Source organism: Streptomyces sp. NPDC057623 (assembly GCF_042800355.1).
Taxonomy (GTDB): Bacteria; Actinomycetota; Actinomycetes; order Streptomycetales; family Streptomycetaceae; genus Streptomyces.
Genome location: NZ_JBHVGZ010000043.1, coordinates 42,858 through 63,210, shown reverse-complemented (window position 1 = coordinate 63,210; position 20,353 = coordinate 42,858). Strand labels below are relative to the sequence as shown.

Genomic DNA, 20,353 nt, shown 5'->3' with positions numbered 1-20,353 from the left:
ATGGACCACACCGGTCCCAGCCTCCCCTTTCTCCCCCTCCCCTACCTCCCCCGCCAAGTCCAACGCCCCCTCACCGAAGAGGACTCCGCCTCCGCATGCGACCCCGACCCCTCGTCCCTGCCGCACGACTGGACTGGCTGGACGCGTTACGCGGCATCGCCGCACTCGTCGTGGTGTTCGACCACTCGTCGTACACCTTCATGGCGGACTTCCGGCGGGAGCTGATGCCGCAGTTCAACACCAGCCGCTACGGCATCATGGTGTTCTTCCTGGTCAGCGGTTACATCATCCCCGCGTCGCTGGAACGCCGGGGCTGCGTGCGGACGTTCTGGATCGGACGGGTCTTCCGGGTGTACCCGCTGTGGGCGGCGGTCCTCACCCTGCTCCTCGCCCTTCATCTCCTGGGCATCGCGGAGATGCGTGACCTCGGCCGGCAGAGCGCGGCCGCCGTGGCCGTCGCCCACGCCACCCTGCTCCAGGAGTTGCTGGGGACGCCCAATCTCCTTCTCGTCCTGTGGACGCTCTCGTACGAGATGTCCTTCTACCTGCTCGTCGTCGCTCTCTTCACGGTCCGCCTGCACCAGCGGTCCACGGCGGTCGCCGTCCTCCTGGCGGTGCTCGCCGCGGTGGCCGTGACGGCCGGCCTCGCGCTGCCGGCCTCCGCCCTGTCCGGCGTGGTCGGCACCGGCCCGCTGATCGCGGTCGCCTCGGCCGCCATGGCGGTCGCCGTCTGGTGCGCGAGCGCGAAGTCACCCGTACTCCGGGTGTCCGGGGGCGTGTCGGGCGGGGTGCTGGCGCTCGTCCTGGTCCTGTTCAACGGCACGATCCCCCTGTGGGAGGGCCTGGTGATCCTCGCCGTGATGTTCCTCGGCACCGCCGTCCACCGCGCGGAGCAGGGGCAGAGCACCTGGCGGTGTGCGGCGGGCACCGCCGTCGTGGTGGTCGTCTGTGCCATGGGGAGTGCCTACCGGTACGGCAACGGTGACCACTTCACCCGGCGCGGCTGGATCCTCGCCTTCCTGCTGGCCGTGCTCACCTTCGGCGCCGGACTGGCGGCACGCCGCCGGCGCGTACCGCGGACGCTGACCGCCCTGGGCACGATCAGCTACTCGGTCTATCTGGTGCATCCGGTGCCGCTGGCGGTGATCGACGGCACGATCGGCCGACGGCAGCAGGACAGTCCCGTCCTCGAAGTGGCGTTCTTCGCGCTGCTGCTGCCCGTGTGCGCGCTGACATACCGCTGTGTCGAAGCGCCGAGCCAGACCTGGGGCCGCGGGCTGGCCCGTCGCATGCGGCCACGGTGAGCTTCCGCGGCCTTGCTGAATCGGCAAACGGGCTCGTCCTCCCGGCCCGGTCCTCCGCATGCTCGGGTCGAGTCGGCAAAACGGCGGCAGCGGCCGTCGGGGCCGCGCGGCGGACCGAAGTCCCGGAGGAGGGCGTATGTCGCAGCACATCGCGGGGGTCACGCATCGATCGGTCTCCTCACCGGCGGGCCGGATCCACCTCGCGGAACGGGGATCCGGGCCGCTGGTGCTGCTCGTACACGGCTTTCCGGAATCCTGGTACTCCTGGCGCCACCAGCTGCCCGCCCTCGCGGCGGCGGGATACCGCGCGGTCGCCCTCGACGTCCGCGGCTACGGCCGCTCCTCCAAGCCGGCCGCCACGGACGCGTACCGGATGCTCGACCTGGTGGCGGACAACGTTGCGGTGGTGCACGCGCTGGGCGAGGAGTCGGCGGTGGTCGTCGGCCATGACTGGGGGTCGGCCATCGCCGCGAACTCCGCCCTGCTCCGGCCGGAGGTCTTCCGGGCGGTGGGACTGCTGAGCGTTCCCTACACCCCGCGCGGCGGCCCCCGGCCCAGCGACGTCTTCGCCGGGATGGGCGGGATGGGCGGGGACGAGGAGTTCTACGTCTCGTACTTCCAGCAGCCGGGCCGCGCCGAGGCGGAGATCGAGCCCGACGTACGCGGCTGGCTCACGGGCTTCTACGCGGCCCTGTCCGCCGACACCATGCCCCCGCCCGGCGCTCCCGATCCGCACTTCGTCAGCAGGGCCGGGACGCTGCGTGACCGGTTCCCCGGCGGCCGGCGGCCCGCGTGGCTCAACGAGAGGGACCTCGACGTCTACGCCGGGGAGTTCGAACGGACCGGCATGACCGGAGCGCTCAACCGCTACCGGAACATGGACCGCGGCTGGGAGGACCTCGCCGCCTTCGACGGTGCTCCGGTCACCCAGCCGTCCCTGTTCGTCGGCGGTGGCCTGGACGCGTCCACGGCCTGGCTGGCCGACGCGATCGCGGCGTACCCCGTCACGCTGCCGGGCCTGGTCTCCTCACACCTCCTCGACGGCTGCGGCCACTGGATCCAGCAGGAACGCCCCGCCGAGATCAACCGCCTCCTCACCGACTGGCTCGCCGCCCTGCCCGCCTGACGCATTCGGCCCCGCCTCGGCTGGACTCCGTTCGGTCCAGGTCGGACATGTCGAGCATTCCCGGACGGTGATCCCGGCACAGAGCAGAGGTGCGGCGGCGGCCGGGTCCAGCCGGGCGGGAAGGAGATGACCGAGGGGCGGGGCTTCTGCGACGCCAAAGCCCGGCGCGAGGGAAGAGCTGGGGCGGCCGTAGCCGAACGCCTCTTCACCCCCGCGGATACCCACTTTTTTGTGGGTACTTGGCAGCACGTCACCGGCATCGGACCCTTGATGTGGGTGGTCGACGAGGCGCCGGACGGGCCCGGTCACCGGGGAAGACGTACGACGGCATGGCGCGGCGGACGGAGGTGGCGTTTCAGTTCAGGAGACCGGCTGGGCCCCGGTCAGTCGCTCCAGGCGGCGGTGGCCCCAGTCGGAGAGCGGGCCGAGAGCTCCGGCCAGGTCGCGGCCGAACCCGGTCAGGGAATAGACGGTCTTCAACGGCAGCTCGTCGTACACCTCACGGTGCACCAGGCCGTCCGCCTCCATCTCCCGCAGCGCCTGGGTCAGCACCTTCTCGCTGAGGCACGGCAGTTGGCGGCGCAGTTCCGCCGGGCGGAGCGGGCCGGACTCCAGCAGCCAGATCAGCGACGTCTTCCACTTGCCGTCCACCACCGCGATCGCGGCGGTCACCCCGCAGACGTTCGGGTCGTGGCGCCGACGCGACATATCCCCACCCCTTTTGTCATCAATTATCTTCACTCTACAGGGAGTTGAGTCATGCCCACCTTCGATCACGAGTCCGCAGTCACCGTCCTCGGACTCGGCCCGATGGGCCGGGCGCTGGCCGGGGCGTTCCTGGACGCTGGGCTGCGAGTCACCGTCTGGAACCGCACGCCGGGGCGGGACGGTGAGCTCGTCGGCCGCGGTGCCACGGCGGCCGCGTCCCCGGCCGAGGCGGTCGCCGCCAGTGCGCTGACCGTCGTCTGCGTGGTGAACTACGACGCCGCCGACGCCGTCCTGCGCCAGGACGCCGTCACCGACGCGCTCAAGGGCCGTACGGTCGTCAACCTGACCGCCGACACCCCGGCCCGCGCCCGGGACACGGCCGCGTGGGCGGACACGCACGGCATCCGTTACCTGGACGGCGCGATCATGACGCCGACCACGGCGATCGGCACGCCGGAGGGGGTGTTCATCTACAGCGGCCCCGCCGAGCTCTACGGCGAGCACCGGCCGGTCCTCGACACGCTCGGCGGCGTCCACACCCACCTCGGCGAGGACGTCGGCCGGGCCGCCGGCTACGACATCGCCCTGCTCGACATCTTCTGGACAGCCATGTCGGGCTACGCGCACGCCCTGGCCATCGCGCGGGCCGAGGGCATCACCGCGCGGGAACTGCTCCCCTTCGCGCAGGGCATCGGGGCGATCCTGCCGCCGCTCTTCGAGGAGTTCGCGGGCGACGCCGACGACGGCACCTACTCCGGCGAACTCAACCCGATCACTTCCGGCGCGTCCTCCATGGCCCACATCGTCGAGGCCTCCGAGTCCCACGGCATCGACGCGGGCGTGATGCGCGCGGCCGAGGGAATGGCCCGCCGGGTCATCGGGCTGGGGCACGGGGCGGACGGGGTCACCCGGGTGACCGAGGTGCTGGGCCGCGCCCGGCGGTGATCCGCTCTCCCCCGATCCACTCCTCCAGTGCGTCGAAGTCCCCTTCGGTGAGCCCGTAGCGGTGGTCGACGCGGTGCAGGAGGGCGGGCGCGGGGTGGTGGGCGGCCACCCAGGCCCGGTCGGTCCCGGAGATCTCGTCGTCGACCCAGACGAAGGGACGTCCGGCCGCCCAGGCCACCAGGGGCCGCGTCTTCCAGTGCAGGCCACGGGGCCGGCCGGGACCCGCCCGGTCAACCCGGTCGACCCCGTCGGCCTTGTCGTCCTCGTCGTCCTCGTCCGCCCAGTCCATCACGGGCAACGTGGGCAGCCCCAGCCAAGGAGCGACGCTCGTGTTCGCCTCCTCCAGCCACGTCGTGGCCCACACCAGCTCGCAGCCGAGCGCCACGAGCCGGGTGAGGCGGGTGCCGAACGCGGGGTCGATGCGGGCGAGGAGAGGATGCGTGGCGCTCTGCGGCAGGGGTCGGGGCGGCTCGTACAGCCTGTACGGCCGTACCGACCCGAAGGGGATCAGCGTTCCGTCGACATCGAGGAAGAGAAGCATCGGAAAAAGGATCTCCCCTGACCGGGGCGCTGCGCTACTGTCGAACGCATGACTGCCGGGTCGGCCTTGTGCCGTGAGCGAGTTGGGTGTTGCCCGGCCTCTGAGTGAGGCTGTGGCGGCGGGCCAGGAGCCCGCCTCTTTTCTCTTCGCCGTTTCCTCCGTTCCTTGCGTTCCTCGCGTACGGAATCCAGCGACCGAGAAGAGAGAGAATTGCCCCACGACTTCAATCAGCAGGTCATCGAAGAGTTCCGCGCCAACAAGGGCCGCGTCGGCGGCTACTTCGAAGGCGCCCGGCTCCTTCTGCTCACCACCACCGGCGCCCGCACCGGCCGCCCGCACACCACCCCCGTCGGCTACCTCCCCGACGGCGGCGACCGCGTCCTGGTCATCGCCTCGGCCGCGGGCGCCCCCAAGCACCCGGCGTGGTTCCACAACCTCCTCGCGCACCCCCGGGTGACCATCGAGAGCGGCGCCTTCACCTACGAGGCGCGGGCCGTCGTCCTCCAGGGCGAGGAGCGCGACCGGGCCTTCGCTCGGGCCGTGGAGGCGGACGAGGGCTGGGCGGCGTACCAGGAGAAGACCGAGCGGGTGATTCCGGTGGTCGCCCTGCACGAGATCGCCCAGGGCGGGCCCCCGAACATCAACGCCTCTTCCATGGGCGAGGCCATCAAGGTCGTCCACGACGCCTTCCGCCGTGAACTCGCCCTGATCCGCGAGGAGATGAGCGCCGGCGGCGGTACGACCCTCGGCGCCCAGCTGCGCGTCAACTGCCTGACCTTCTGCGCGGGCCTGCACAACCACCACACCGGCGAGGACCTCGGCATGTTCCCCGTCCTGGCCGACCGCCATCCCGAGTTCGCGCCCGCGCTGACCCGGCTGGGCGAGGAGCACGAGCGGATCGCCGAGCTCGTCGAGGACCTGCGCCGCGTGGTGTCCGACGAGAACACGGACCCGGCCGCCGCCCGCGCCGAGGTGGAGCGCCTCACGGCGGCGCTGGAGGCGCATCTGGCGTACGAGGAGGAGCAGTTGATCCCGCTCCTGGACGCCGTGTAACGGCCGACGGTACCCCTCGGGAGGCCGTCGCCCGCCCAAGCCGCTAGAACGGCAACGGCCTCCCGTGCACCACCTCCAGCCCCGCCACCGCCCGCGTCACCACCACGTACAGCCGGTGCAGCCCCCGCTCCTCCGCTTCCACGATCGCCGCCGGCTCCACGGCGACGACATGGTCGTACTCCAGCCCCTTCACCACACTCGCCGGTACGACGGCCACCCGCGCCCCCAGCTCGTCCGCTCCCCCCGCCTCGATCCCGGCCGCCCGCAGCGCCTCCCGCACCCGGTCCGCCTCCGCGTCAGCGGTGACGACCCCGACGGAACCCTCCCGGCCCAGCGCGTCCCGGACGGCGTCCACGACCGCCGCCGGGAGATCGCCGTCGGTCTCCCGGATCCGCAGCTCCCCGTCGCCCCGCGGCGAACGGGCCGCCGGCACCTCCACGTCCAGCCGCTCCAGCAGCCGGTTGGCCAGCTCCAGCACCGCCCGGGGCACCCGGAACCCCGTCGTGAGCGGCACGACCACCGCGTCCGGCTTGCCCAGCTGCCGAAGCACCGTCTCCCACGACCGCGCCGCCCACGGAGTCGTCCCCTGCGCGAGGTCCCCGAGCACGGTCACCGACCCGAAGGCGGCCCGGCGCGCGATCGCCCGGCACTCCATCGGCGACAGGTCCTGCGCCTCGTCGACCACGACATGGCCGTAGCCCTGGGGATGTTCGATGAGCCCCGCCACCTCGTCCAGCAGCACGAGATCGGCGGCCGACCAGCGCGCCGACTTCCACGACCGCGGCGCCTTCGCCCACAGCAGCGCCTTCTGCTCGTCCTCGTCCAGCAGCCCGTCGGCGGCCTCCCCCAACGCCCCTGCTTCAGTGAGCAGTTGAGCCACGATGTCCTCGGGCCGCACCCGTGGCCACACGGCGTCGACATACGCCCCGACCGCCCGGGCCCGGGAGATCCTCTGCACCCACGCACCGCTCTGCGGCCCGCTCCGCCGCTCGGCCTGCTCCTGGATGAGCCGCACCACCCGGGTGCGCACCCGCTCCCGCCCGACGGCATACGGCGGCTCCTCGGCCCGCACCCCCGCGACGATCCGCAGCAGCCGCCCCTCCGGCACCCGCCACCGGTACGAGCCGTCGGGCACCACCAGGGAGCCGGCCCCCTCGGTCGGCTCGACCCCTTCGGCGCGCACCCGCGCGTACAGCGCCCGCCGCAGCACCTGCGCCATCCGCTCGTCGTGCTTGACGACGGCGGCCCGCTCGTCGTCGGCCCCGGTCACCGGATGCCGGGCGATCTCGTCCCGCAGCGTGGATTGCCGCACCCCGGTCTCGCCGAGCGCGGGCAGCACCTCGGAGATGTAGGAGAGGAAGGTCCGGTTGGGCCCGAGGATCAGCAGGCCGCCGCGGCGCATGCGCTGCGGGTGGGTGTAGAGCAGGTACGCGGCCCGGTGCAGGCCGACCGCGGTCTTGCCGGTGCCCGGGGCGCCCTGCACGCACACGGAAAGGGCGAGGTCACCCCGTACCAGCTCGTCCTGCTCGGGCTGGATGGTGGCCGCGATGTCCCGCATGGGCCCGACGCGGGGCCGCTCGATCTCCCGCGCGACGATCTCGCTCGCCCGGGACTCGCCCCGGACCAGGTGCTCGTCCTCCAAGCCGGTGAGATCGGCGGAGTCCCCGCGGCTGCCCGGCGCCCAGCCGAACCGGCGCCGCACGGCCACGCCCTGCGGGTCACGGGCGCCGGCCTGGTAGAAGGCGCGGGAGACGGGGGCACGCCAGTCGACGACGAGGGGCGCTTCGGCGGGGTGCTCGCTGATCCGCGACCGCCCGATGTGCAGCGGCTGGTGTTCTCCCGCGCCGAAGTCCAGCCGCCCGAAGAACAACGGCCCTTCGGGCAGCTCGTGCATGGCCTTGGCCTGGCTGCGCAGCTGGTAGCCGAGGACCTCGGCGTCGGCACCGGAGGCGGAGGCGTTCTCGCCGATGACGACCTGTTCGTCGGCGCCGTCGATCATGGCGGCGAGGGCGGTGCGGCAGCGTTCGTGGTGGGCGCGTTCCCGGTCGAGGGCGTCGTGGAGAGTGCCGTGGAGGGCAGGGTCGGGTGACGTCATTCCATGGAGCGTACCGAAATAACGTAACCGAGTTAAATTTATTACCCAGCCTCAGCCTCGGCTCAGTGGGCGGCCAGCCCCGGCAACCCGGCCTCCAACAGTCCGAACGCCCGCTCAGCGGCCGCCACCGCGTCCCCCCGCACCTCGGCCACTCGCTCCCCCGCCGCGATCCGCCGCCAGTTCTCCTGCGCGAGGATCCGCTGTACGGCGACGATCTGCCCCGCGGCCAGCCGCGCCTCCAGCCCGCCGCCGAGCGCCTCGGCGAGCGCGGCCTCCGAACGCTCCAGATAGCCGTACATACGGGCGACCAGCGCGGGAGTCCCGTACAGCAGCGACTGGAAGGCGAGCACCTCGGGATGGTCGTTGAGCCCCGTGATGGGGTCACAGCGCTCCAGCCCGTCGAGGAAGTGCCGGTGCAGCGCCCGCACCGGCGAGGGCCCCTCCCGCACGATCCGCGCGGCCTCGTCCTCGTGATCGGCGAACCGGTACAGGACGAGGTCCTCCTTCGCCGGGAAGTACCGGAACAGCGTCGGCTTGGAGATCTCGGCCGCGGCGGCGACGTCGGCGACGGACACGGCGTCGAAGCCCTTCTCCAGGAAGAGGCGGATGGCGGTGTCCGAGACGGTCTGGTACATCCGCTGCCTCTTGCGCTCGCGGAGGCCGAGCCCGCCGGTGCCTGTCTCGCTCATGCCCGTGAGCCTATGCTCCTCACCTCACACCAGGGCGCGAGCCAGATAGGGGTTCGCCGTGGAGCGGGCCGGCATGCCGAGCGATCCCGTGGCCGCCGCCAGTGTCATCGCGTAGGAGTCGACGGCCCGCCGGACATTGGGCGCGTCCAGGCTCGCGCCGGTCACCAGCCGGTCGAGGTCCACATACGCGGAGCGCACGATCTCGATCCAGCGGTAGACACGCCAGTCCCGGCGCCAGTCGGTGGTGCACTCGGGCGCCAGCCGCAGCTCCCAGCGACGGAACATGCGGTCGCGGATCTCCGGGCGGGTGGGCGTCAGGTGCATGTGCCGGACCAGGTCGTAGAGCGGATCACCGACCACCGCCATCTCCCAGTCGATGATGGTCAGCGCCAGCTCGTCGTCGCGGCGCACCAGGTTCCACGGGTTCAGGTCGCCGTGCAGCAGGGCGGGCCTGCGCTCGCTCACCCGGTGCCGGGACAGGATCTCCCGCAGCCTGGGCGCGTCCGGAAGGCCGAGCAGCCGGGCCAGCTGTTGCGACTCCTTCGGCAACTCGGCGACCAGATGGACGAGTTGCTCGCTCAGCCAGGCGTAGTAGCGACCGTCGCCGGCCGCCGGGTCGAGCTGCTTGTAGTCCACCCCCGTCAGCTCCACGAGCTGGTCGACGAGCCTGTCGGCCTCGTGCGGCAGCAGGCCGTGCACCGGATGGCCGGGCGGCCGGTCGATGTCGTGCGGCCCTTCGTAGGTGTGGATGGCGAAGGGCTCCCCCTGATAGCCCGTACCGAGGGCGAGGAACTTCGGTGCCGCCACTCTGATCCGCGACACCTCGATGGCCCGCAGCACCGCGTGCTCGCTGAGGAAGCCGCGCTCACGGCGGCAGACGTTCGCGACCTTGCGCCGCACCACCACCGAGAAGTCGACGCCCGGGACCCGGACCACCGAATTGAGATGCCCCGTGCCCTTGAAGACCCGTCGGGCCGGTGCCGCTCCCTCCGCGAACAGAGCGTGCCGGACGGCGGACAGCGGGAAGTCGGGATGCTCCGGAACGCGTAGGTCCGGATGCCAGTCCTCGCACGCCTTCATCTCGGCGGACAGGCCGACCCCTCCGTTGCGTGCGGCCCGCCACCGGAACAGGATCCGCTGGATCTCGGGCTCGTCCGGCAGGTTCCCGAGCCTGAGCGGCTCGGCTGCCGCCTCCAGCGCCCGGCGCACCGACACGATGGCCTCGTCCAGGCTCTTCTGGTCGCGCGAACCCTGCAGCGAGTTCGCGGCCCGCATCACGTCCGGGTAGACGGACTGGGCCCGCTCGAACGCGACGTAGTGACGCAGGTCCTTGGCAAGGCCGTTGACCGCCGCGGGACGGACCCGCCGCATCGCCGCCGCCCACGCGTCGATGACCTCGTCCCACTGGTGGACCGGGTACCGCATGCGCACGAGGTGCGTCGCGAGGTCGTGCAGCGGATCGCCGTAGGTCGCCAGCTCCCAGTCGACGCAGATGAGCGGCGGGTCACCGCCGTACGTCATGATCAGGTTGTCCCGGTGCAGGTCGGCGTGGAGCAGGCTGTAGGGCCGTCGGGTCATCGCGGGTACCCGCTCCGCCAACCGGATCAGGGCGTCCTCGGGAATGCCCAGGGCCGCGAACAGTCCACCGAACTCGGCCCAGTTGGGCTGTCTGATCTGGCGGTCCGCCATGGTGGCCAGCGTCTGGAGAAAGCCCTGGCTGTCCGTGTCGTCCTTGTTGGGCCAGCCGGCCGGAAGGGGTGGGAGCGCCCCCCTGCGCACCTGGGCCATCTGGGCGAGCAGCCCGGCCAGCGCCTTGATGAGCAGGGTGTCGACGGGCTTGCCGTCGCCGCAGACGCTGGAGAGCGGCACGCCCTCCACATAGCTGTGGACAGCGAAGTCGTCCCCCTTGAAGAGGCACTGCGGAACGTGGGGCAGGATCCCCCTGATGGCCCCCAGGATCTCCGCCTCGTCCTGCCAGGTTCTGATCACCACGGGCAGTGTCTCGGTACGCCGCATCCGCACGGTCACGGACGTACCGGCCTCACGGCCCAACAGGCGGGCGACGTCGTCCGTCAGGGGCAGCACGTAGTTCAGGTTGTGGTGCCCGCCGGTCAGCTGGCCTTCGCGCGTGGCCCGCGCCAGGAACCACCGCAGGGCGACGGCAGTGGCGGCACGTTCCCCGAGGTAGGGACGGGGAAGAGGCGGTGGACCCACGGGCCGCTCCGGGTGATTCGCGCAGAACACGGAAGGTACGGCAACAGTAGTTGCCAGGGGTAACAGGCACGACCGGAGTCAAGCTCGCATAGCCAAAACGGACGATTGTGCCACTCTTCTACTGAGTCGTTCCTTCGAGCGTTCGGGATTGGCTTGTTCGCCACCTCATACGCACGGAACAGAGCGGTCGCTCAGGCGGTGCGCAGATGCTAGCGCACGCGCCCGCGCCTTCTCGCAAGGCACCCACCGGGCCGATGCTCAGGCCAGGCCCCGCAGCACTTCGAGGATCGGCTCCAGCGAGGCCACGATCGACCTGGCCCCGGCCTCGCGCAGCAGTCTCTCCTTGTCCGCGTTACGCGCGTAGCCGAGGAACGGGACCTCCGCCTGCTGTGCGGCGAGGAAGTCGGAGGGGGTGTCGCCGATCATCAGGGCGGTGGAGGGCGCGGCGCCCATCGCGTTCAGGGCGCGGTTGAGGCAGTGCGGGTCGGGCTTGAGGTGGTGGAGGTTCTGGGTGCGGCCGTAGATATGGGGACTGAAGCAGGAGACGAGGTCGCGGCTCTTCAGATACCTGCGCACCACGCGGGGGGAGTTGTTGGTGGTGATGGCCAGACGGAAGCCCATCGCCGTCCAGGTGCGTATCAACGGGTCGGCGTACGCGGTGGGCATCGCGGTGGCGGTGGCCCGGAGCTCCTCGTTGGTGAGACGTTCCTCCAGCTCCGCCACCAGGTCGCTGCCGGGGCGCCGGCGATCGACGGCACGCAGGACGACATGCGGGTCGAGGGACTTGCGCTCACGCTCGGTCAGCAGGCCGTGCAGGCCGCGTCCCGCGAGCCACTCCACCAGATCGGTCGCCACCCGATCCGCCGTGTGCCCCGCGAACAGCCGGCAGACCGGACCGTCGAAGTCCCAGAGGATGACTCGGGCACGCCTGATCGAGTCCCGCAGTTTCGCGGTCTCGTCCTCGGTGGGGGACGCCACCGGTTCCGTCTGCTTCGTCTCAGGAGTCACTAGGAGAGTGTCAGGTCCGTCGTGATGGTTTCCCAGAGGGCGTCGAACCACTTCTGGGATTCGGCCACGAACGCGGCGTCGCGCTCCCGGGTCTCCTTCTCGAAGGAGAAGAGGACGGACTTCGAGCCCAGGGCGTCGTACATGTCCAGCACCTCGCTCTCGTACTCCTCCTGGCGCTCGGTGAGGACGTAGTAACCGATCAGCGCCTCCGCGCCGTTGAGCAGGTACAGCTTCACCGGTGGTGTGAACGGCAGTGCCCGGAAGGTGACACGGACGTCGATGCCGTGCGTGGAGCGTACGGCGCGCAGGTTGTGCCGCAGTACCTGCGCCTGGGCGTTGCGCATCTCCAGCCAGCGCTGGTGGACCAGGTCGCCCTCGCCGCTCTCGACCGGGACCGGGAAGGCGAGGTTGATCTTCCGGGACGGCAGCAGGATGCGGACGTCGATCGACTCGGGGCGAAGGGTGCCCTCATGGATCAGGCGGATGGACTGCCCGAGGGCCAGCATCAGGCTCTCGGCCGTGAGACAGACCGCGTCGATGCGGACGTGCGGCGCGGAGAACGCCTCCATGAGCCGGGGCGCCAGCCCGACCACGGTCTGCTGTGGCCCCTGCCTCTCCGCTGTCGACACGGCGATCCGCGGCGGGCTCCCCCGGCTCACGTTGGTGAGCAGACCGTCCTGCTGGAGAGTGCGCAGAGCCTGGCGTACGGTGCCGCGCTCCACGCCGAACTCCTCGGCGAGCTCGGCCTGGGTGGGCAGGCGGTCGCCCGCCTTGAGCTCGCCGAGGCGGATCCGCTCCCGCAGAACCTCGGCGATCTCCTGGGGCGAGTGTCTCTTGCTGCCCTTCACGGCCACGCTCTCCTGGGTCACAACCAACCTACAACTGCCCTCCATCTGCAACAACTTGATGACAGTTGGCCCGAGTTGGCCAAGTTGGCAGAATCACTACTTCCATCCCCAGGAGCCCGTGGGCGGAAACACGTGCGACCGCTGCGTCTGTCGAGTACCAGAGGACATTCGAGTACCAGAGGTCATTCGGAGGGGGTCAGATCCGTTGCGATCGTCTCCCAGAGCGCGTCGAACCATTTCTGGGACTCCTCGGCGAAGGCCCCGTCGCGGCCGTCCCTGCTTCGGGGGAAGGGGAAGAGCATCGCCTTGTGCCCGCTGACGTCGTAGGTCCGGATCTCACCGCCCGCCGTCCCCCTCGGACGCTCACCGACCTGGTAGTAGCCGAACACCGCCTCCTCCCCGTTGAGCAGGTAGAGCTTCACCGGGGTCGTGAAGGGAAGTTCCCGGTAGGTCACGCGCACGTCGGCGACCCTGTTCCCGCCCTGCCTCGTCAGCCTCATCAGCGTGCTGCGCAGAACCCTCAACTGGCTGTCGCGCTGGTCCATCAGCTCCCGGTGGATGGCCTGCGCCCGCGGGGCGTCCGCCTCTTCGACCGGCACGGGAAAGGCCAGGGCGAGGCCGCGGGCGGGCACCAGGCAGCGGAGCCGGATCGACTCGGGGCGCAGCCGGCCCTCGTGGATCAGCCGGAGCGGTTCGGCGAGCGCCAGGATCAGGGTCTCGGCGGTGAAGCAGATGACGTCGATCAGCACGTCCCGGGTCTCGAACGCCCGCTTCAGGCAGGTGTGCAGGATCGCTGTCGTCGGCTGGGGCACATCGGGCTCGGGGACCGCCTCGGCGACCCGGGGCGGGCTGCCCTTGCCCGTGTTGCTGAGCAGTCCGTCCTGCTGGAGGATGCGCAGCGCCTGCCGCACGGTGCCGCGTTCGACACCGAACTCCTCGGCGAGCTGTGCCTGGGTCGGCAGCTTGTCGCCCTTCTTGAGCTCACCACCGCGGATACGGCCCCGCAGGGTGTCCGCGATGTCCTGAGGCGACCCCTTGTCGCTGCCGGTCACTACGTCGTTCTCCCGGGTCAGGTGCATGGCTGTGCGGTGTCCGCGGACCGGTCGGGCATGCCGGTTCCCCCCTCAACTCAGCTTCAGGTCCGTGGTGATGGTTTCCCACAGGGCGTCGAACCACTTCTGGGACTCCGTCACGAACGCGGCGTCGCGCCGGTCGGCCCCCTCCTCGAAGGAGAAGAGGAGGGACTCGGCACCCACGTCGTACACGTCCGTGGGCCCGGACTCCAGGGGCCCCTCGCGCCGGCCGATCATGTAGTAGGAGATCAGCGCCTCCACGCCGTTGAGGAGGTACAGCTTCAGCGGGGGCGTGAAGGGCAGGGCGCGGAAGGCGACGTGGACGTCGATGCCGTGCGAGTAGCGCAGCACCTGGAGGTTGTGGCGCAGGACCTGCCCCTGGGCGTTGCGCCGGGCCAGCCAGTCCTGGTGGACCGGATCGTCGTCGCTGTGGCCCTCGACCGAGATGGGGAAGGCGAGGTTGATGTCCCGGGACGGCAGCAGGATCCGGGCCTCGATCGCCTCGGGACACACACGGCCCTCGTGGATCAGGCGGAGGGGTTCGCTCAGGGCCAGCATCAGGGTCTCGGCGGTGAGACAGACCGCGTCGAACCGCACCCGCGGGGCGGCGAACGCCTCGGCCAGCCGTGGGGCCAGCGCCACCATCGTCGGCCGGGGTTCCTGCCACGTCGGCGTCGACTCGGCGATACGCGGCGGGCTGCCCTTGCTCACATTGCTGAGGAGCCCGTCCTCCTGGAGTTCCCGCAGGGCCTGGCGGACGGCACCGCGCTCCACGCCGAACTCCTCGGCGAGCTCGCCCTGGGTGGGCAGGCGGTCCCCGGCCCTGAGCTCGCCGGCGCGGATGCGTTCCCGCAGGATGTCGGCGATCTCCTGGGACGAGGGTCTCCTGCTGCCGTTCACTGCCACCTTCTCCTGGGTCACGACCAAACGCTACAACTTCGATCCATCTACGGGGAGTTGTCCGCAGGTTGTTTATAACTAGGTACCAAGTGGGGACAACTTAATTAGAGTTGGCTACCAACTCGATCAAGTTGGCGGAACATTTGCCTTCTTGTCGCCCAACCCCCGTCGCTTGACGCCCGTCCTGTCCGGCAGCCCGAAGGGGGAAAGACCGTGCCTGCCATCACTTTCATCTCCGCCGTCTTCGTTCTCGGCTTCGAGCAACTCGTCCAGTGGAAGTACGGCCCCATGGGCATCATCGGCCTGCTGCTGCTCACCATCGGCATCAAGGCCAAGAGCCCGGCCCTCAGCACCATCGGGGCCCTGGTGCTCGCCGCCCTGGTCACGCGTCCCGCGCTGTGACCGGCGAGTACCCCTGTCAGACACCGTGGGAGAGGTCAGGTCGTGAGCACCAGCTCCGAACTGATCGTCTCCCACAGTGCGTTGAACCAGAGATGTGACTGCTTCACGAACGCCGCGTCCCGCAGCCCGGCGCCCTGCTCGAAGGAGAACAGCATCGAGCGGGTGCCCTCGGCGTCGTACATCTCCAGCTGCTCATGGTCGACCTCCTCCTCGCGCCGCGTGACCGTGTAGTACGCGAAGAGCGCCTCCACGCCGTTGAGGAGGTAGAGCTTCACCGGCGGTGTGAAGGGCAGGGCGCGGAAGGTCACGTTCACGTCGATGCCGTGCGAGGAGCGCAGGGCCAGCAGGTTGTGCCGCAGGACCTGCCCCTGCGCGTTGCGGTGGGCCAGCCAGCGGCGCTGCAGCCGGCCGTGCTCGGCCGGGGCGTCCACCGGGGTCGGGAAGGCCAGTTCGATGTCCCGGGACGGCAGCAGGACACGGACGTCGACCTTGGCCGGATTCAGTTCTCCGGCGTGGATACGGCGCAGCGGCTCGCCGATGGCGAGGGTGAGGGAGATCGAGGTGAGGCACAGGGCGTCGACCTCGACGTGGGGCGCCGCGAACGCGGTCGCTATGCGCGGCGCCAGGGCCGCGGTGGTGGGCATCGGCGGGGCGCCCGGCCCGGTCGGGAGCAGGCCGGGACCTGCGCCGGGCACCGAGGCCACGGTGGCCGGGCTCCCCTTGGAGACGTTGGTGAGCAGCTGCTCCGACTGGAGGATGCGCAGCGCCTGCCGCACGGCACCGCGCTCGACGCCGAACTCGTCCGACAGCTTGGCCTGCGTGGGCATGCGCTGGCCCGGCCGCAGCACTCCGGACCTGATCCGCGCGCGCAGCTCGTCGGCCACCTCCAGGTGTGCTTTCTGTGGCCGCTGTGTCCTCTTCCGTCCATTGACGGAGGCGTGTTCCGGGTCCACAACCAAAACAGTACAACTTCCCGCCATCTTCCGGCAGTTCAAAGGTAGATGGTTATGAGACGCTTCCAAGTGGACATAAGTACAGTGAAGTTGGTCGCCAACTTAGGCAACATGGTCAAACTTCCTGAGGGGTTGGCCACCAGAACCAGTTCTGTCGACCATCGTCCCCAAGGAGGACGGCATGCCGCTGATCTACCTCGCCGTCGCCGCGCTCGCCATCGGATTCGAGCAGCTCGTCCAGTGGAAGTACGGGCCGATGGGCATCATCGCCTTCCTCGCGCTGTCCATCGGCATCAAGGCCAAGAACACCATGATCAGCGGTATCGGCGCGGTGATCCTCGTCATGCTGCTGGCCCAGTAGGGACCAGGTTCGGCTGATCGGGCTCCCTTCCGGAGGGGAGCCGGGAGCCCGGTCGGTCAGCACAGCCACAACTTCACATCGACAACCGAACAGCGATCGCACAGCCACAACTGAAGAACAACCACAACCACAACCGCACAGCTCGCTACGGATGAGCAGACCTGTCGTCGGCCGGGAGGAGGTTCAGAAGGTGTCCGGGCACCAAGGTCGCCTGGACGTACGCAGCAGGGCGTCGGCCACCAAGGCGGCGCCCGCTCGCTCTTCCCGGACCCGGCCCAGCGCGGCGAGCCGCACCGCGGACTCGTCGCCCAGCCAGAGGCAGCCCAGGTCGGCGATGTCGAGGGAGAGTTCGGCGGCGGCCGTGGTCGGCGTGCACGAGGACCCGCCCGCGGACGCCTCCAGCCGGTACCGCCCGCCCGTCAGCCCGCCCGCGTCCACGACCTCGATCACCAACGCCCCCTGCCCCTCGTACGTCCGCGCCTCCAGCGCCCGTACGACGTCCAGGATCCGCACCCACAACCAGTCCGCGTGCGAGGTGACCCCGGCGGACCGCGGATCGGGCAGGAGGAACGGCAGCAGGTCGTCGGGGGCCCGCCAGTTGCTCTTCACCGTCATGACCCAGTCGATCGAGCACAGATAGCGCCACAGCGCGCGCTCCGCATCCGGGGTCACCGCGATCAGCCACTGGACGCTCGCCGTGTTCAACGGCTGCTTCTTGCCCTCGCTCCAGTGGTCGTCCGCCGTGTACGACGCCAGCCCCTGGACCTCGCCGCCCGCCGAGCGGTACACGGCGAAGAAGGGGTCGGTCCACGGGACCCTGTCCAGGCGCAGCGCCCCCGTGTTGACCTGCCACCACCGCTCGTCCCGGTCCACGGCACCCGGCTGCGCGCGGCGCACCCGCTCGAACAGCTCCGGGCCCGTCTTGCGTACGTCCGCCCCGTCCACGATGTCGATACGGCCGCCGTCCTCGGGACCGGCCCACCTCGGGTCGAGGCCGGTCCGGGGGACGTCGACCGTCCACTGGGTCGTCCAGGTGGCGGGGCCGAAGCCGTAGCGGCCGTAGATCGGGTACTCGGCGGCGATCAGGGTGGCGACGACGTCGCCGCGGTCCTTCGCGGCCGCCAGGTCGTGGTCCATCATGCGGGTGAGCAGGCCGCGGCGGCGGTGGGTGGGGGTGACGGTGACGTTCGAGATGGCGTCGGCGGGGACGGGGGCGCCGCCGACCGCGGTGATCTCCTGCGCGAAGGATCGGAAGGTGGCCACGCAACGGCCGGCGTCGAAGGCGCCGAGGGTGCGGGGGAGGTCGATGTACGAGCCGCGGTCCGCGATCTCCTCGGCCGAGACGTAGGGGGTGCGCAGGAAGCCGGTGTTCACGGCCCTGATCCAGTCGGGGACGTCGGCCTCGGTGATCGGCCGGACGTCGATGTGGGGTTCGGGACGGCTCATGGCGCCACGGTAGGTGGGCGGGCGGCGGGGGTGCTCCCGATTTTCCTCGCCCCCGCCGCCCCTACCCGTCCCATCCCCTGAAGGGGCTCCGCCCCCTGGACCCCCATCGGCCTGCGGCCTCGTCCTCAAACGCCGGACGGGCTGAGAGTGCCCGCACGGCACTGAGAGATCCTGCGGCTACGTCAGCAGGTCGTCGACCACGGCCTCGCCGTCCCGGTAGCGCCGGGCGATCTCGCCGCTGCAGTCGTCCGCGGTCCGCTGCAGGCGTTGGCGGCGGCGGGACACCTGCTGCTCGTACCGGACGAGCCGTCCCATCGCGGTGTTCAGTTCGACGTCCGTGCGCGCCTCCAGGTCCGACAGTTCCACCTCGGCCAGCATGTCGGCCGCCAGCCGCCGGTACTCCTCGCTCTGCGGGGTGCCCAGGGTCACATGGCGGGCGGAGGAGCGGTGGCGGGCCGGGGCGTCGGTCAGGATCTCCGAGAGGCGCTCCACGACGGACGCCGCGCCCGCCGGGGAGCGCCGCGCCAACTCCGCCCGCAGGATGTCGATCCGCCCCTGCAGCAGCCGGCGTACATAACTCAGGTCCGCCTCGTCGCTCTGCGCGTCCCGGCGCAGGGTGCGCAGCTCTGGCAGGCTGAGCACGGCCAGATCGTGCTCGGGCGGATCCGCGGGCAGCCTCGGATCCGCTCCCGGGCCCGGATCGTCCGCGGTGCGCTGTGTGGGCGGCCGGAGGCCGGCCGGCTGGCCCGCGTGGTTCAACACGACAGCCCCAGGGGGCTGCCCGGTACTCGGTGTGCTCATATGCCTCTACCGTCCCCTCGACCGGCGTGTGGAAGCATGGTGCCATCCCAAGTGGCCGCTATGTGACCGAGTGCCCATGAACAGCCCCAGATGGGGGCTTAAGGATCAAAAAAGAGTCCCTCCAAAGGAGCCCCGGACAGGGCCCGAGCAGGGCTCTTGACCAGCGGGACCCACGCGCACGGCATGATGGCGGCATGCGAGCTGTGGTGCAGAGGGTGGACGGCGCGAGTGTGGTCGTGGACGGGGAGACCGTCGGCGAGGTCGTGGGCGAAGGGCTGTGCGTCCTCGTCGGCGTCACACACGAGGACACCAAGGAGAAGGCGGCCCAACTGGCCCGCAAACTCTGGTCGATCCGCATGCTGAACGACGAGAAGTCATGCAGCGACATCGACGCCCCGCTCCTCGTCATCAGCCAGTTCACCCTCTACGGCGACGCCCGCAAGGGGCGCAGGCCCACATGGAACGCCGCCGCCCCCGGCGATGTCGCCGAGCCGCTCGTCGACGAGGTCGTCGCCCAACTCCGCGCCCTGGGGGCGACGGTGGCGACGGGCCGGTTCGGCGCCCAGATGCGGGTGGCGCTGACGAACGACGGCCCGTTCACGGTGCTGCTGGAGATCTAGGGCCGCTCCCCGCGCGGTCAGAACCAGTGCAGGCAGTGCGGGGGCCGGTCGGCGCGGAAGAGGGCGTCCGCGCGGGTGGCCGCGTCCGGGTGGTGGGACCGGATGTGCCCGGCACGCACGAGTGTGCTCGGGGTGGTGCCGCCGAGGTAGACCGAACCCAGGTCGCGCACGTCCAGGGACAGGTCGGGGTCCCGGTCCGTCGGGACGCAGTCGGCCTTGCCGTCCCGGACGGTCAGCAGGTAGCGGCCGTGCTCGCCGAGGAACGGGTCCTCGACGTCGAGGACGAGCTCGCCGTCCGTGAACCAGCCGCGCGCGGTCAGCGCACGCGGTACGTCCAGCAGCCGTACCCAGAGCCAGTCCATGTCGCCGCCCACCTCGCCGCCGCGGAAGTCCGCGAGCTGCCAGCGCAGCGGGTGCTGGGGCGGGACGTGCTGGAACACGACCTGGGAGACCAGGTCGTGGCCGAGCACGAACCGGGCCAGGGCCGTGAAGACGGCGTCGTCGCCGGCGATGGTCTCGTCGACCGTCAGGGTGCCGGACTCGACCGCGTAGCTGGCGTACCCGTCCGGGACACCGTCGGCGTCCCGGTGGACGGCGACGTGGCGCGGCGCCGGTGAGATCGGGGGCTGCCCCGCACGCAGGGCCCACCAGCGGTGCGGCCGGGACAGCGCGCCGGGCTGGGCGCGGCGGTACCGGTCGTAGACCTCTTCCAGGAGCTCGCCGCATTCGGCCCGCCGCAGCACCTCGACGGAGCCGTCGTCCGAGCCGGTCGCCGGTGCGCCGGCCACCGTGCGCGCCCGGGGAGCGGAGAGGGCGGCCCGGTGGCGCGGCACCGTCAGCCGCGTCGTGTAGGTCGCCGGTCCGTAGCCGAACCTGCCGTAGATCGTGGCCTCTGAGGCCAGCAGCACGGAGAGGAACTCCCCGCCGGCCCGCAGCTCGGTGAGCTGATGCCGCATCATCGCGCTGAGCACGCCCTGGCGCCGGTGCGAGGGCAGGACGCCGACGGCGGTCACCCCGGGGGCCGGGGCGAGGGTCTCACCGGGCAGGGTGAGCTCGAAGGAGTGCGTGGCGGCGGTGCCGACGGGCCGCCCGTCCGCCGTCAGGGCGAGCAGGCAGCGGTCCGTTTCGAGCGCCGACCACCAGAGCCCGCCGCCCTCGACCGGGGTTTGCGGGAACTGTCCGAACGCGGCATGGAGCGTGTCGACGAAGACGTCGAGATCCTTGTCGGTGGTGGGACGTATCTCCATCGCTGCCGCCGCCTCCTCG

At 70.9% G+C, this 20,353-nt stretch carries 20 protein-coding genes; 7 read left to right on the top strand and 13 right to left on the bottom strand.

Annotated elements, in window-relative coordinates:
* Positions 1-95 precede the first annotated feature (95 nt).
* Together ACFU95_RS33175 and ACFU95_RS33170 are read left to right on the top strand one after the other, a co-directional pair.
* Entirely contained in the window at positions 96-1,304 is a 1,209-nt protein-coding gene (locus ACFU95_RS33175; protein ID WP_383835313.1) for an acyltransferase family protein, read from the top strand.
* 136 nt (positions 1,305-1,440) lie between these two features.
* Positions 1,441-2,430, top strand: a complete 990-nt coding sequence (locus ACFU95_RS33170) for an alpha/beta fold hydrolase (protein WP_383835311.1) — start codon at positions 1,441-1,443, stop codon at positions 2,428-2,430.
* Between the two features lie 360 nt (positions 2,431-2,790).
* Here the strand turns inward: ACFU95_RS33170 and ACFU95_RS33165 are convergent, their stop codons facing one another.
* Positions 2,791-3,138 (bottom strand): winged helix-turn-helix transcriptional regulator, encoded by a 348-nt coding sequence (locus tag ACFU95_RS33165; RefSeq protein ID WP_383835308.1) that lies wholly within the window; start codon positions 3,136-3,138, stop codon positions 2,791-2,793.
* Between the two features lie 51 nt (positions 3,139-3,189).
* On the opposite strand from ACFU95_RS33165, the gene ACFU95_RS33160 reads away from it, so the two are divergent.
* Complete coding sequence (locus ACFU95_RS33160; protein WP_383835305.1) at positions 3,190-4,083, top strand: NAD(P)-dependent oxidoreductase; 894 nt, start codon at positions 3,190-3,192, stop codon at positions 4,081-4,083.
* Here the strand turns inward: ACFU95_RS33160 and ACFU95_RS33155 are convergent.
* Positions 4,043-4,624: an HAD domain-containing protein gene (locus ACFU95_RS33155; protein WP_383835302.1), complete on the bottom strand. Its 582-nt coding sequence runs from the start codon at positions 4,622-4,624 to the stop codon at positions 4,043-4,045. The two genes, ACFU95_RS33160 and ACFU95_RS33155, sit on opposite strands and share 41 nt — an antisense overlap.
* A 210-nt stretch (positions 4,625-4,834) precedes the next feature.
* Here ACFU95_RS33155 and ACFU95_RS33150 point away from each other — a divergent pair, with 210 nt between their 5' ends.
* Entirely contained in the window at positions 4,835-5,677 is an 843-nt protein-coding gene (locus tag ACFU95_RS33150; RefSeq protein ID WP_383835299.1) for a nitroreductase/quinone reductase family protein, read from the top strand.
* A gap of 43 nt (positions 5,678-5,720) precedes the next feature.
* Here ACFU95_RS33150 and ACFU95_RS33145 read toward each other — a convergent pair whose 3' ends face one another.
* The 7 genes from ACFU95_RS33145 to ACFU95_RS33115 all read right to left on the bottom strand — a co-directional run bounded on the left by ACFU95_RS33145 (position 5,721) and on the right by ACFU95_RS33115 (position 14,531).
* Entirely contained in the window at positions 5,721-7,772 is a 2,052-nt protein-coding gene (locus ACFU95_RS33145) for a HelD family protein (RefSeq protein ID WP_383835296.1), read from the bottom strand.
* Positions 7,773-7,834: 62 nt separating this feature from the next.
* A complete protein-coding gene (locus tag ACFU95_RS33140; RefSeq protein ID WP_383835293.1) occupies positions 7,835-8,461 on the bottom strand; it encodes a TetR/AcrR family transcriptional regulator in 627 nt (208 codons plus the stop codon).
* A gap of 24 nt (positions 8,462-8,485) precedes the next feature.
* Complete coding sequence (locus ACFU95_RS33135; RefSeq protein WP_383835290.1) at positions 8,486-10,675, bottom strand: phosphotransferase family protein; 2,190 nt, start codon at positions 10,673-10,675, stop codon at positions 8,486-8,488.
* 258 nt (positions 10,676-10,933) lie between these two features.
* Complete coding sequence (locus tag ACFU95_RS33130; RefSeq protein ID WP_383835287.1) at positions 10,934-11,683, bottom strand: HAD family hydrolase; 750 nt, start codon at positions 11,681-11,683, stop codon at positions 10,934-10,936.
* A complete protein-coding gene (locus tag ACFU95_RS33125; protein WP_383835284.1) occupies positions 11,683-12,558 on the bottom strand; it encodes a winged helix-turn-helix domain-containing protein in 876 nt (291 codons plus the stop codon). The genes ACFU95_RS33130 and ACFU95_RS33125 overlap by 1 nt, the downstream gene beginning before the upstream one ends.
* A 155-nt stretch (positions 12,559-12,713) precedes the next feature.
* The gene (locus ACFU95_RS33120) at positions 12,714-13,610 is read right to left on the bottom strand and encodes a GntR family transcriptional regulator (RefSeq protein ID WP_383835281.1); all 897 of its coding nucleotides are present in this window, start codon (positions 13,608-13,610) and stop codon (positions 12,714-12,716) included.
* 45 nt (positions 13,611-13,655) lie between these two features.
* On the bottom strand, positions 13,656-14,531 hold the full coding sequence (locus tag ACFU95_RS33115) for a winged helix-turn-helix domain-containing protein (protein WP_383835278.1): 876 nt from the start codon (positions 14,529-14,531) through the stop codon (positions 13,656-13,658).
* 186 nt (positions 14,532-14,717) lie between these two features.
* Between ACFU95_RS33115 and ACFU95_RS33110 the strand changes: the two genes are divergently transcribed.
* Complete coding sequence (locus ACFU95_RS33110; protein WP_383835276.1) at positions 14,718-14,906, top strand: hypothetical protein; 189 nt, start codon at positions 14,718-14,720, stop codon at positions 14,904-14,906.
* Between the two features lie 35 nt (positions 14,907-14,941).
* Here the strand turns inward: ACFU95_RS33110 and ACFU95_RS33105 are convergent, their stop codons facing one another.
* A complete protein-coding gene (locus ACFU95_RS33105; protein WP_383835272.1) occupies positions 14,942-15,865 on the bottom strand; it encodes a winged helix-turn-helix domain-containing protein in 924 nt (307 codons plus the stop codon).
* Positions 15,866-16,040: 175 nt separating this feature from the next.
* Here ACFU95_RS33105 and ACFU95_RS33100 point away from each other — a divergent pair, with 175 nt between their 5' ends.
* Entirely contained in the window at positions 16,041-16,220 is a 180-nt protein-coding gene (locus ACFU95_RS33100) for a hypothetical protein (protein WP_030052156.1), read from the top strand.
* A 183-nt stretch (positions 16,221-16,403) separates the two neighbouring features.
* On the opposite strand, the gene ACFU95_RS33095 is transcribed toward ACFU95_RS33100, so the two are convergent.
* Positions 16,404-17,666: a GNAT family N-acetyltransferase gene (locus ACFU95_RS33095; protein WP_383835269.1), complete on the bottom strand. Its 1,263-nt coding sequence runs from the start codon at positions 17,664-17,666 to the stop codon at positions 16,404-16,406.
* A 177-nt stretch (positions 17,667-17,843) separates the two neighbouring features.
* Positions 17,844-18,467, bottom strand: a complete 624-nt coding sequence (locus ACFU95_RS33090) for an aerial mycelium formation protein (RefSeq protein WP_383835267.1) — start codon at positions 18,465-18,467, stop codon at positions 17,844-17,846.
* A gap of 194 nt (positions 18,468-18,661) precedes the next feature.
* Here ACFU95_RS33090 and dtd point away from each other — a divergent pair, with 194 nt between their 5' ends.
* Positions 18,662-19,087 carry a D-aminoacyl-tRNA deacylase gene (gene dtd, locus ACFU95_RS33085; RefSeq protein ID WP_030052154.1) on the top strand — a complete coding sequence of 142 codons (426 nt, stop codon included), beginning with the start codon at positions 18,662-18,664 and terminating at the stop codon, positions 19,085-19,087.
* Between the two features lie 17 nt (positions 19,088-19,104).
* Here the strand turns inward: dtd and ACFU95_RS33080 are convergent, their stop codons facing one another.
* Positions 19,105-20,334 (bottom strand): GNAT family N-acetyltransferase, encoded by a 1,230-nt coding sequence (locus ACFU95_RS33080; protein ID WP_383835263.1) that lies wholly within the window; start codon positions 20,332-20,334, stop codon positions 19,105-19,107.
* Positions 20,335-20,353: the final 19 nt, after the last annotated feature.